Genomic DNA, 11066 nt, shown 5'->3' with positions numbered 1-11066 from the left:
CTGAACACGATCTCGACGATCTCCTCGTTCCTGCTCGGCCTGTCGATGCTGCCGTTCTTCTACAACGTGTGGAAGACCGCCAAGTACGGCAAGAAGGTCGAGGTCGACGACCCGTGGGGCTACGGCCGTTCGCTGGAGTGGGCGACCTCCTGCCCGCCGCCGCGGCACAACTTCCTCACCCTGCCGCGGATCCGTTCCGAATCCCCGGCCTTCGACCTGCACCACCCGGAGATCTCGGCGCTCGAGCAGCTGGAGCACCACTCCGAGGATGACAAGGCCCTCGCTGGTGGCAAGGAGGCCGGCAAGTGAAGATCCAGGGCAAGATGTTCATCTGGCTGAGCGTCTTCATCCTCGCCATGGCCGTCACGTACGGCGTGTGGTCGAAGGAGCCGGCCGGTACCACCGCACTCGTCCTGGCCTTCGGGCTGAGCGTCATGATCGGCTTCTACCTGGCCTTCACGGCCCGGCGGGTCGACGCCCTGGCGCAGGACAACAAGGAAGCCGACGTCGCGGACGAGGCCGGCGAGGTGGGGTTCTTCTCCCCGCACAGCTGGCAGCCGCTCTCGCTGGCGGTCGGCGGTGCCCTCGCCTTCATGGGAGTCATCTTCGGCTGGTGGCTGCTCTACTTCTCGGCCCCGATCATCCTGATCGGTCTCTTCGGCTGGGTCTTCGAGTACTACCGCGGTGAGAACCGCACCCAGTGACCCGGTGACCCGGCGTCACCGCTCCACCTGACGGGGGGCCCGCACTTCTCCACCGAGAGGAGCGCGGGTCCCCCGTTCGCATGTACACCGCGCGCCGCTGCGGACGAATCTCCATAGCGTGGGTTTATGAACCACAGCCCGCGCATCCGCCCCGCAGTGGGCAGCACTCTGCTGGTCGTGACCCTGGTCGCAGGTGTGACCGCCTGTGGCGGGTCCGGCGGTCACCCGCTCGCGGAGAAGCCGTACGACGCGGTGGACGAGATCTCCTCCAACGCGTCCGACGGCGACGAGAAGGTCGACCCCGGCAAGCCGCTGGAGGTCACCGTCAACGGTGACGACGACCGGATCACGGACGTGTCGGCCGTCGACACCACCGGCCGCCACCTGGCGGGCGAGCTCGACGTCGACGGGAAGCGGTGGCACTCCTCCCTCCCGCTCGCCGCCGGCACCCGGTACACCGTCCGGGTCAGCACGGAGGACGACGACGGCGCCCCGGGCAGCCGTACGCTCTCCTTCGGGACCACCTCCGCCAAGAAGTTCCTGAAGGTCGCCTTCGGCCCCCAGGCGGGCACCTACGGCGTCGGACAGCCCATCACGGCGGAACTCAGCGCTCCGGTCAAGGACAAGGCCTCCAGGGCCAACGTCGAGCGCGCCCTCAGGGTCCGCTCGACCCCCGCCGTGACCGGCTCCTGGTACTGGGTCGACGACAAGACCCTGCACTACCGCCCCAAGGACTACTGGCCCGCCAAGGCCACCATCGACGTCACCAGCGGCCTGGCCGGGGTGAAGGTCACCGACGCCCTCTACGGCGCCCCCACGAAGCCCCTGAGGCTCACCACGGGCGACCGCATCGAAGCCGTCACGGACGCCGCGGCGCACTCGATGACGGTCAAGCGCAACGGGAAAGTGATCAACACCATTCCGGTCACCACCGGCAAGCCCGGCTTCTCCACCCGAAACGGCGTCAAGGTCGTGCTGGGCAAGGAGTACCGCGTACGTATGCGCGGTGAGACGATCGGCATCGCGGAGGGCTCCTCCGACTCGTACGACCTGCAGGTCTACTACGCGACGCGGGTCACCTGGAGCGGCGAGTACGTGCACGCGGCCCCCTGGTCCACCGGCTCTCAGGGGTACGAGAACGTCAGCCACGGCTGTACGGGCATGAGCACCAGCCAGGCCGAGTGGTTCTACAACACCGTGCGCGCGGGCGACATCGTCACGGTCGTGGGCAGCCAGGGCGAGACGATGACACCCTTCGACAACGGCTTCGGGGACTGGAACCTGTCCTGGGCCAAATGGCTGAAGGGCAGCGCCCTGCAGAAGAACACCACACCGGACCGTACGGACACGTTCCAGGCGGCGCGACTGCGCCCCGAGGTCTGACCGGACCGGGGAGTGCGCTGCCCCTCAGAGGCCGCGGACGAGGCCGCGGCGGGACTCGGAGGCGGCCGGGTGGCCCCGGCCGTCTCTCAGGCGTCCACGCAGTCCCTGCTGCGCAGCAGGGCTGCCAGGGCGTCCGCGAACTCGACCGGCTCGACCGGCAGGGTCACCGCGGCGTCCGCGCGGCTCCAGGTGGCCAGCCAGGCGTCCTGCGGGCGCCCCATCAGCAGCAGTACCGGCGGGCAGCGGAAGATCTCGTCCTTGATCTGCCGGCAGACGCCCATGCCGCCCGCGGGCGCCGTCTCGCCGTCCAGCACGCAGACGTCGACGCCGCCGCGGTCCAGCGCCTCCAGGACGGCGGGCAGAGTGGCGCATTCCAGGAATTCCACCGGTGGCACATCGGCCGCGGGCCTGTGCCCGGCTGCCAGCCTCACCTGCTCACGGGTGTTGGCGTCGTCGCTGTAGACCAGGACCGTGGCGGTCGGCTGCATTGTTCCTCCGTGACATCTGTGTCTTCGGGGCTTTCCGGGCATGAACCGATGCGCGGATCGTACTCCGCCCGACGGCCAGTCAGCACGGCCCGGGGCAGTGGTTCCATGGGCCGTTCGGGGAGGACACACCCGGCTGACACACCGAACGGCACCCCCCGGGGTGAGGGCGGGATAAGCGACCGACATAATGTCGGTCGTGGCGACAGCAACGACAGTAGAAACCGGGCACGCGCACCCGTCGGTCAATCGACCGAACCTCACCAGCGTCGGAACCATCATCTGGTTGAGTTCCGAGCTGATGTTCTTCGCGGCCCTCTTCGCGATGTACTTCACCCTGCGATCGGTGACGGGACCGGACCACTGGAAGGAAATGGCTTCGGCCCTGAACTTCCCGTTCTCGGCGACGAACACCACGATCCTGGTGCTCTCCTCACTCACCTGCCAGCTCGGCGTCTTCGCCGCTGAGCGGGGCGATGTGAAGAAGCTCCGTACCTGGTTCGTGATCACTTTCGTGATGGGTGCGATCTTCATCGGAGGCCAGGTCTTCGAGTACACCGAGCTGGTGAAGAAGGACGGCCTCTCGCTGTCCTCCGACCCGTACGGCTCGGTGTTCTACCTGACCACCGGCTTCCACGGTCTGCACGTGACAGGCGGTCTCATCGCCTTCCTGCTCGTTCTGGGCAGGACGTACGCAGCCAAGAGGTTCACCCACGAACAGGCGACCGCCGCCATCGTCGTGTCCTATTACTGGCACTTCGTCGATGTCGTGTGGATCGGCCTCTTCGCCACGATCTACATGATCAAGTAACCGGGCTCGAACCCGAACCACATCCAGCATCGACGCAGAAGATCCTGACACCGGGGTAATCCGTGAAAAAGCTCTCCGCACGACGACGCCATCCGTTGGCGGCGGTCGTCGTACTACTCCTCGCGCTGGCGGCCACTGGGGGGCTGTACGCCGCGTTTGCGCCCGCGAGTAAGGCGCAGGCCGACGAAACCGCCCAGTCCCTCGCCATCGACGAGGGCAAGAAGCTGTACTCCGTCGGTTGCGCCAGCTGCCACGGAACCGGCGGTCAGGGCACCACCGACGGGCCGAGCCTGGTCGGCGTGGGCTCCGCCGCCGTTGACTTCCAGGTCGGTACGGGCCGTATGCCGGCGCAGCAGCCCGGCGCCCAGGTGCCGAAGAAGAAGGTCATCTACAGCCAGGCGCAGATCGACCAGCTCGCGGCGTACGTCGCGTCGCTCGGCGCCGGCCCGATCATTCCGAACAAGAGCCAGGTCAGCCCTGAGGGTGCGGACATCGCCAAGGGTGGCGACCTGTTCCGTACCAACTGCGCGCAGTGCCACAACTTCACCGGTGAGGGCGGCGCGCTGACGAACGGCAAGTACGCGCCCAGCCTCGAAGGCGTGGACCCGAAGCACATCTACGAGGCCATGCAGACCGGCCCGCAGAGCATGCCGTCCTTCCCGGACACGACGATGCCCGAGCAGCAGAAGCGGGACATCATCGCGTACATCCAGACCGTCAACGGCGACCAGACGGAGAACCCGGGTGGTCTGAAGCTGGGCGGCCTGGGGCCGGTCAGCGAGGGGCTGTTCGCCTGGATCTTCGGGCTCGGCGCACTGATCGCAGTTGCCATTTGGGTCGCGGCCCACACCGCTAAGGCCAAGAAGTCATGAGTAGCCAAGAGATTCCAGAAGAGAACCTGCCCGCTGAGCAGGCCCCCGCGCACGGCGCGGTAGAGACCGCGGGCGATCCGTTCGCCGACCCGGGGCTGCCGGCCCACAAGCCGCGCATCCAGGACATCGACGAACGGGCCGCGAAGCGCTCCGAGCGCGCCGTCGCGTTCATGTTCACGTTGTCCATGCTGGCGACGATCGGCTTCATCGCCTCGTACGTCATCTTCCCGGTCGACAAGATCGTGTACATCTGGCCCTTCGGCCACGTGAGCGCGCTCAACTTCTCCCTGGGGCTGACCCTGGGCGTGGCCCTCTTCGCGATCGGCGCCGGCGCCGTCCACTGGGCGCGCACGCTGATGTCGGACGTGGAGGTCGCCGACGACCGGCACGCCATCGAGGCGACGCCCGAGGTCAAGGCGAAGGTCCTGGCGGACTTCGCGGCAGGTGCCGAGGAGTCCGCGTTCGGACGGCGCAAGCTGATCCGCAACACCATGTTCGGCGCGCTGGCCCTGGTGCCGCTCTCCGGTGTGGTGCTGCTGCGCGACCTCGGTCCGCTGCCGGAGAAGAAGCTCCGCAACACCCTGTGGGCCAAGGGCAAGCAGCTCATCAACATGAACACGATGGAGCCGCTGCGTCCCGAGGACGTCGCCGTCGGTTCGCTGACCTTCGCCATGCCCGAGGGCCTGTCGGAGCACGCGGAGGACTTCCAGAACCAGATCGCCAAGGCCGCGCTGATGATCATCCGCATTCAGCCGGAGAACATCAAGGACAAGCGCGAGCGCGAGTGGGCCCACGAGGGAATCGTGGCCTTCTCGAAGATCTGCACCCACGTCGGCTGCCCGATCAGCCTGTACGAGCAGCAGACGCACCACGTGCTCTGCCCGTGCCACCAGTCCACCTTCGACCTCTCCGACGGCGCCCGCGTCATCTTCGGTCCGGCCGGTCACGCGCTTCCGCAGCTGCGGATCGGCGTGAACAGCGAGGGCAACCTCGAGGCGCTCGGTGACTTCGAAGAGCCCGTCGGTCCTGCATTCTGGGAGCGCGGATGAGTACTGCGACCGACACACAGCGCAAGGCGCCCGCCGGTGAGCGGGTGGCCGACTGGGCGGACGGCCGGCTCGGGATCTACTCCCTGGCCAAGGCCAACATGCGCAAGATCTTCCCGGACCACTGGTCCTTCATGCTCGGTGAGATCGCCCTCTACAGCTTCATCATCATCATCCTCACGGGTGTGTATCTGACGCTGTTCTTCCACCCGAGCATGAACGAGGTCGTGTACCACGGCTCGTACGAGCCGATGCAGGGCATCCGGATGTCCGAGGCCTACGCCTCGACGCTGGACATCAGCTTCGACGTCCGCGGTGGTCTGCTGGTTCGCCAGATCCACCACTGGGCCGCGCTGATCTTCCTGGCCGGCATGTTCGTGCACATGATGCGCGTCTTCTTCACGGGTGCGTTCCGCAAGCCGCGTGAGATCAACTGGCTGTTCGGCTTCCTGCTGTTCGTGCTGGGCATGTTCACCGGCTTCACCGGCTACTCCCTCCCGGACGACCTGCTGTCCGGTACGGGTGTCCGCTTCACCCAGGGCGCGATCCTGTCGATGCCGATCGTCGGCACGTACATCTCGATGTTCCTGTTCGGCGGAGAGTTCCCCGGTCACGACTTCGTCGCCCGGTTCTACTCGATCCACATCCTGCTGCTGCCGGGCATCATGCTCGGTCTGCTGGTGGCGCACCTGATCCTGGTCTTCTACCACAAGCACACGCAGTTCGCGGGTCCCGGCCGCACCAACAAGAACGTCGTCGGCATGCCGCTGCTGCCGGTGTACATGGCGAAGGCCGGTGGCTTCTTCTTCCTGGTCTTCGGCATCATCGCCGTCATCGCGGCCATCGCCTCGATCAACCCGATCTGGGCCATCGGCCCGTACCGCCCGGACCAGGTGTCCACCGGCGCCCAGCCCGACTGGTACATGGGCTTCGCCGAGGGTCTGATCCGAGTGATGCCGGGCTGGGAGATCAACCTCTGGGGCCACACGCTCGTCCTGGGTGTGTTCATCCCGCTGATGGCCTTCGGACTGGTGCTCGCGATCATCGCGGTCTACCCGTTCGTGGAGTCCTGGGTCACCGGGGACAAGCGCGAGCACCACATCCTGGACCGCCCGCGCAACGCCCCGACCCGGACGGCCTTCGGCGTCGCCTGGATCACCGAGTACGTCATCGTCTTCATCGGCGGTGGCAACGACCTGTGGGCCACGCACTTCCACCTGTCGCTGAACGCCATCTCCTGGTTCGTCCGGATCTTCATCTTCGTCGGCCCGGTCCTCGCGTTCATCGCCACCCGGCGGATCTGCCTCGGCCTCCAGCGCCGCGACAAGGAGAAGGTGCTGCACGGGCGCGAGTCCGGCATCATCAAGCGCCTGCCGCACGGTGAGTTCGTCGAGATCCACGAGCCGCTCGGCCCCGAGCAGCTGCACACGCTCACGGCGCACGAGCAGTACAAGCCGGTCGAGATCGGCCCGACGGTCGACGAGAACGGTGTCGAGCGCAAGGTGTCGGCCCTGCAGAAGCTGAGGGCCCGGCTCAGCAAGGGCTACTTCGGCGAGGACAACCAGATCGCCAAGCCCACCGTCGAGGAGTACGAGGAGATCACCAGCGGCCACGGTCACCACTGATCGCCTGAACTGATCGCCACAGCGGGAGCCCCGTCCATTCGATGGACGGGGCTCTTTGCTGCCCCTGGCGCTCGATAGGGTGGAGGCATCCCTTTTACCGGCTGTGGACCCCAGGAGCGGACCATGAACGTTGTGACCCCGATCGGCGGCGACAGCGTGGCGGACCGTACCTGGCCCGGCGTGCTGAACCCCCTGCTGCGCGGCGAGAACCTCACCGCCGACGACACCGCGTGGGCGATGGACCGCATCATGAGCGGTGAGGCGACCGATGTGCAGACCGCCGGATTCGCGGTGGCGCTGCGGGCCAAGGGCGAGACGATCGACGAGGTGTCCGGCCTGGTACGGGCGATGTACGAGCACGCCAACACCATCCAGGTACCCGGCCGCACGGTCGACATCGTGGGCACCGGCGGCGACCTCGCCAAGACCGTCAACATCTCCACCATGTCGGCGATCGTCATCGCCGGCACCGGCGCCAAGGTCGTCAAGCACGGCAACCGCGCCTCCTCGTCGGCGAGCGGGGCCTCCGACGTGCTGGAGAAGCTCGGCGTCAACCTGGAACTCTCCGCGCAGCGGGTCGTCGAGGTCGCCGAGGAGGCGGGCATCACCTTCTGCTTCGCGGTGAAGTTCCACCCCGCCCTGCGCTACGCGGCCAGGGCCCGCAAGGAGCTCGGCACGCCGACCACGTTCAACATCCTCGGGCCGCTCACCAACCCGGCCCGGGTGCGCTCCCAGGCCGTCGGTGTCGCCGACCTGAGGATGGCTCCCATCGTCGCCGGTGTCCTCGCCGAGCGCGGCAATTCGGCGCTGGTCTTCCGCGGCGACGACGGTCTGGACGAGCTGACCACGACCGCGACCTCCCGGGTCTGGGTGGTCCGGGACGGAGCGGTGCGCGAGGAGACCTTCGACCCGCGCGACGTCGGTCTGGAACTGGTGCCCGTGGAGGCCCTGCGCGGTGCGGACGCCTCGTACAACGCCGACGTGGCCCGGCGGGTGCTGTCCGGTGAGCGGGGACCCGCCCGGGACGCCGTGCTGCTCAACTCGGCGGCGGCGCTGACGGCTCTCGACCCGACGGACGGCACGCTGGAGGAGCAGCTCGCGGCCGGGATCGCGAAGGCCGCCGAGTCCATCGACTCCGGGTCGGCGGCGCGTGCGCTGGAGCGCTGGGTGGCTGCCAGCAACGCCTGAGACAGGCACAGATGTGGCGCGGGGCGCGGTCCGGATCCTGGACCGCGCCTTGCGCGCTTTCGTACGTATGGCAAGATGCTGGGCAGGTCATGAGTGACAGCGACTACGGCCCCGGCCCGCTGTCCGGCAACCCTCCGTCCGTGGCGGGGTGCCCCGGGTGAAGACCAGGCCGTAGGCAGCGAGGTCTGCGGCAAGCGCGGGCCCCTCGGCATCTGTGAATGCCAACCCCCGGGGTCCTGGTCCCTAGGGAGTCTCTTGTGAGCACGCGAATGCGATAGGGCCTTCGGCCCTCTTCCGCACACCCCTTTTCACTTCTCCGCTGCGCTGCCGCGTATCCGCCGGCGCATGCGATTCGCCTGCCTCTTACGGGAGTTCGCCATGTCTGTCTTCACTGCTGCCGCCGACCAGTCGCTTTGTTCCCCTCTGCCGGTTCTGGGCAAGGATGTGACGGTTCCGCTGGTCACGGGTGGTGAGGTCACCTACGCCGCTCTCGACTACGCGGCCAGCGCCCCCGCCCTCCAGCGCGTCTGGGACGATGTCGCCGCGTACGCCCCGTACTACGGCAGCGTCCACCGCGGGGCCGGCTACCTCTCGCAGCTCTCCACGGACCTCTTCGAGAACAGCCGTGCCACCGTCGCGGAGTTCCTCGGCTGCCGCGCCGACGACCAGGTGATCTTCACCCGCTCCACCACCGACTCGCTGAACCTGCTGGCCGCGGTCGTCCCGGCCGACTGCCAGGTCTTCGTCTACGAGACCGAACACCACGCCTCGCTGCTGCCCTGGCGTGACGCCCGGGTGACCTACCTGAACGCCCCGCGCACCCCCGCCCAGGCCGTCGAGACGCTGGAGCGCGCGCTCGCCGACCGTGAGCCCTACGGCCCCGCGCTGGTCTGTGTCACCGGTGCCTCCAATGTCACCGGGGAGCTGTGGCCGGTGAAGGAGCTGGCCGCCGCGGCGCACGCGCACGGTGCCCGGATCGTGCTGGACGCCGCGCAGCTCGCCCCGCACCACCCCGTCGACATCGCCGAGCTGGACGTCGACTGGGTCGCCTTCTCCGGACACAAGCTGTACGCGCCCTTCGGCTCGGGCGTCCTGGCCGGCCGGGCCGACTGGCTCCAGACGGCCGAGCCCTACCTCGCGGGCGGCGGCGCCTCGCGCAAGGTGGCCCGCCGTGCCGACGGCGGCGTGGATGTCGAGTGGCACTCCACCGCCGCTCGCCACGAGGCCGGTTCCCCCAACGTCATCGGCGTGTACTCCATCGCCTCCGCCTGCAAGGCGCTCACCGAGGCGGGCTTCGACAGCCTGGTCGCCCGGGAACAGCACCTCGTGAGCACGGTCCGGGCCGGCCTCGCCGCCGTCCCCGAGGTCAAGGTGCTCTCGCTGTTCGGCGACGACGCCCCGCGGGTCGGCGTCATCTCCTTCGTGGTGGAGGGCTGGAACAGCTCGCACTTCGCCGCCGCGCTCTCCGCCGAGTACGGCATCGGAGTCCGCGACGGACTGTTCTGCGCCCACCCGCTCGTCCGCACCCTGCTGGGCAGCGACCCGCAGGAGGTCGGCGAGTGCGGCGCGCCGGAGGCCGAGCCGGGGGAGCTCTCGCTCAACGCGATCCGGGTGAGCTTCGGCGCCGGTACGCCGGACGAGCACATCGAGCGTTTCGTCCGCGCGGTCAGGGAACTGGTCAGCGAGGGCGCCCAGTGGAAGTACCGCACCGAGGGCGGGCGCTGCGTGCCGGACCGGGGCGCCGCACAGCACTGACGGGCACGAAGCACTTCGGCGGGGGACGGGCAGCAAAGCCCGTCCCCCGCCGAAGTGCCACGCCGCGAAGCAGCGCCTACGCGTCGAGGCCGATGGCGAAGGCGGCCTCCAGGTCGTGCTGCGAGTAGGTACGGAACGCCACATGCGTGTCGGTGGCCTCGACGCCGGGGATCTTGCTGATCCGGCCGGGGATGACGTCGGCCAGGTCGTCGTGCCTGGCCACCCGGACCATGGCGATCAGGTCGTACGTACCGGTGACCGAGAAGACCTCGCTGACGCTGTCCAGTGCCGCGATGGCCTCGGCGATCTCGGGGATACGGTCCACGCTGGTTTTGATGAGCACGATCGCGGTGATCACGGCTGGCTTTCTCCCTCGGTGGCCGTGGCTGGTGTCTTCACTCTATCCGTACGCCGGAAACGCCCCCAGGCGTAGACGAAGCCCAGGGCGAAGCCCACCACATGGGCCAGATAGGCCACCCCCGGCCCCCCGTCGCCCGCGCCCTGGACCGCCAGCCACTGCAGGACGAACCAGAAGACCAGCACGATCCAGGCGGGGAAGCGCAGCGGCAGGAAGAAGAGGAACGGGAACAGGCTGGTGACCCGGGCCCTGGGGAACAGGTAAAGGAACGCCCCGAGCACCGCCGAGATCGCCCCCGACGCACCGACCAGGGTCTGGTCCGAGGTGGCGTGGGCGGCCGCGTAGGCGACCAGGGCGAGATAGCCGCAGATGACGTAGAAGAAGGTGAACCCGAGCCGGCCCATGCGTTCCTCGGTCATCGCCCCGAAGACGTACAGGAAGAGCATGTTGCCGAGCAGGTGCAGCCAGCTGCCGTGCACGAACAGGGCGGTGAGCGGGGTGAGCAGGGCGCGCGCGGAGCCCTCCCACAGCTCGTCGGGGATCACGCCCCAGCGTTCGAAGTACCCGGCCTGGGCGGCGAGCAGGGCGTCGGCGGTCCCGGGCACCGGCGCGAGGCCGGAGAGCGGGCTGATCACGAAGACCACGACACAGACCGTGATCAGGGCATGGGTCACCAGCGGGCCGCCCGAGGTGACCGTCCGTAACAGCCCACCGGTCAGCCTGCCGGCCACAGCTCGCCGATCGATCATGAACAGAGCATGACGCAAGCGGAGGGAACGGGACAGACCGCCTCGCCGTGTCGAGGGGACGTGGCAAGGCCGTAGGGTTACGGCAGGACA

The 11066-nt window shown here is 68.3% G+C and carries 11 protein-coding genes, 1 pseudogene and 1 riboswitch; of the genes and pseudogenes, 9 read left to right on the top strand and 3 right to left on the bottom strand.

Annotation, left to right across the window (positions count from 1 at the left end):
- The 3 genes and pseudogenes from AB0D53_RS12260 to AB0D53_RS12250 all read left to right on the top strand — a co-directional run.
- Positions 1–309: pseudogene (locus AB0D53_RS12260) on the top strand (cytochrome ubiquinol oxidase subunit I); the annotation flags it as partial.
- The gene (locus AB0D53_RS12255; protein WP_329815437.1) at positions 306–704 is read left to right on the top strand and encodes a cytochrome c oxidase subunit 4; all 399 of its coding nucleotides are present in this window, start codon (positions 306–308) and stop codon (positions 702–704) included. The pseudogene AB0D53_RS12260 and the gene AB0D53_RS12255, both read left to right, overlap by 4 nt.
- Before the next feature lie 126 nt (positions 705–830).
- The gene (locus AB0D53_RS12250) at positions 831–2087 is read left to right on the top strand and encodes an Ig-like domain-containing protein (RefSeq protein WP_362443913.1); all 1257 of its coding nucleotides are present in this window, start codon (positions 831–833) and stop codon (positions 2085–2087) included.
- 86 nt (positions 2088–2173) lie between these two features.
- Here AB0D53_RS12250 and AB0D53_RS12245 read toward each other — a convergent pair whose 3' ends face one another.
- Positions 2174–2575: a hypothetical protein gene (locus AB0D53_RS12245; RefSeq protein ID WP_362443910.1), complete on the bottom strand. Its 402-nt coding sequence runs from the start codon at positions 2573–2575 to the stop codon at positions 2174–2176.
- Between the two features lie 187 nt (positions 2576–2762).
- Between AB0D53_RS12245 and AB0D53_RS12240 the strand changes: the two genes are divergently transcribed.
- The 6 genes from AB0D53_RS12240 to AB0D53_RS12215 all read left to right on the top strand — a co-directional run bounded on the left by AB0D53_RS12240 (position 2763) and on the right by AB0D53_RS12215 (position 9869).
- Positions 2763–3383 carry a heme-copper oxidase subunit III gene (locus tag AB0D53_RS12240; RefSeq protein WP_114244128.1) on the top strand — a complete coding sequence of 207 codons (621 nt, stop codon included), beginning with the start codon at positions 2763–2765 and terminating at the stop codon, positions 3381–3383.
- Positions 3384–3445: 62 nt separating this feature from the next.
- A complete protein-coding gene (locus tag AB0D53_RS12235) occupies positions 3446–4255 on the top strand; it encodes a c-type cytochrome (RefSeq protein WP_329815434.1) in 810 nt (269 codons plus the stop codon).
- Positions 4252–5304, top strand: a complete 1053-nt coding sequence (locus tag AB0D53_RS12230) for a Rieske 2Fe-2S domain-containing protein (protein ID WP_362443905.1) — start codon at positions 4252–4254, stop codon at positions 5302–5304. The genes AB0D53_RS12235 and AB0D53_RS12230 overlap by 4 nt, the downstream gene beginning before the upstream one ends.
- Positions 5301–6926, top strand: a complete 1626-nt coding sequence (locus tag AB0D53_RS12225) for a ubiquinol-cytochrome c reductase cytochrome b subunit (protein WP_362443903.1) — start codon at positions 5301–5303, stop codon at positions 6924–6926. Before AB0D53_RS12230 ends, AB0D53_RS12225 begins: the two co-directional genes overlap by 4 nt.
- Before the next feature lie 123 nt (positions 6927–7049).
- A complete protein-coding gene (gene trpD, locus AB0D53_RS12220; RefSeq protein WP_362443900.1) occupies positions 7050–8114 on the top strand; it encodes an anthranilate phosphoribosyltransferase in 1065 nt (354 codons plus the stop codon).
- An 85-nt stretch (positions 8115–8199) separates the two neighbouring features.
- A riboswitch (SAM riboswitch) is annotated at positions 8200–8317 on the top strand.
- A gap of 175 nt (positions 8318–8492) precedes the next feature.
- Positions 8493–9869, top strand: coding sequence for an aminotransferase class V-fold PLP-dependent enzyme (locus AB0D53_RS12215; protein WP_362443897.1), 1377 nt, complete (start codon positions 8493–8495; stop codon positions 9867–9869).
- 76 nt (positions 9870–9945) lie between these two features.
- On the opposite strand, the gene AB0D53_RS12210 is transcribed toward AB0D53_RS12215, so the two are convergent.
- Together AB0D53_RS12210 and AB0D53_RS12205 are read right to left on the bottom strand one after the other, a co-directional pair.
- Positions 9946–10227 (bottom strand): Lrp/AsnC ligand binding domain-containing protein, encoded by a 282-nt coding sequence (locus tag AB0D53_RS12210; RefSeq protein WP_072483264.1) that lies wholly within the window; start codon positions 10225–10227, stop codon positions 9946–9948.
- Positions 10224–10976: a rhomboid family intramembrane serine protease gene (locus AB0D53_RS12205; RefSeq protein WP_362443893.1), complete on the bottom strand. Its 753-nt coding sequence runs from the start codon at positions 10974–10976 to the stop codon at positions 10224–10226. Before AB0D53_RS12205 ends, AB0D53_RS12210 begins: the two co-directional genes overlap by 4 nt.
- Positions 10977–11066 lie beyond the last annotated feature (90 nt).

The organism is Streptomyces sp. NPDC048295, from assembly GCF_040652135.1.
GTDB lineage: Bacteria > Actinomycetota > Actinomycetes > Streptomycetales > Streptomycetaceae > Streptomyces.
Note: the sequence above shows the minus strand (reverse complement) of the source record. Positions and strands in the feature narration are given on the sequence as shown.